Here is a 723-nt window from a genome sequence, read left to right on the forward strand (position 1 = left end):
GCAGCTGCCGGGCGATCAGCGCGGGGGTGGACTCCTGGACGACGGGGTTCAGTGCAGCGGGCGGCAAGGAGGCCTCCGGGTGGGCGTTGACGATTGTCGACGATCCTACCGTGCGCTCCCAGCGCGTCGCTCTGGTCAATGGGCGACAAGTGCTTGAGGTGGGAGGGGTCAGATGCTTCAATGATTGTTGACAATCCTACGAGGGAGACTCCCATGAGCTCGTCGCAAGCAGCACAGGATCCGGGGTCGGAGCGCGACCCGTCGGCGCACGACGCCGATCACCAGCCCGCCGCGCCCGATGCGGGCACCGTCCACCGCGCCGTCGCCGCCTCCGCGATCGGCAACGCGACGGAGTGGTTCGACTACGGCGTCTACGCGGTCTCCGTCGGCTACATCACCCACAACTTCTTCCCCGGCGAGTACGGCACCGTGCTGGCGCTGGCCACCTTCGCCTTCTCGTTCCTGGTCCGTCCGCTCGGCGGCCTGTTCTGGGGCCCGCTCGGCGACCGCCTGGGCCGCAAGGCGATCCTGGCGCTGACGATCATCCTGATGGCCGGCGCCACGTTCTGCATCGGTCTGCTGCCCTCGTTCGAGACCATCGGCGTCCTGGCCCCGATCCTGCTGATCGTCCTGCGCGCCGTGCAGGGCTTCTCCACCGGCGGCGAGTACGGCGGCGCAGCGACCTTCATGGCGGAGTACGCCCCGGACCGCAAGCGCGGCTTC

1 protein-coding gene is annotated in these 723 nt (G+C 69.0%); it reads left to right on the plus strand.

Annotation, left to right across the window (positions count from 1 at the left end; all coding sequences use genetic code 11):
* Nucleotides 1-213: 213 nt before the first annotated feature.
* On the plus strand, nucleotides 214-723 hold a 510-nt coding region (locus IG178_RS24580), incomplete at its 3' end, for an MFS transporter (RefSeq protein ID WP_193215223.1).

The organism is Neoluteolibacter marinus (assembly GCF_014904755.1).
GTDB lineage: Bacteria > Verrucomicrobiota > Verrucomicrobiia > Verrucomicrobiales > Akkermansiaceae > Haloferula > Haloferula marina.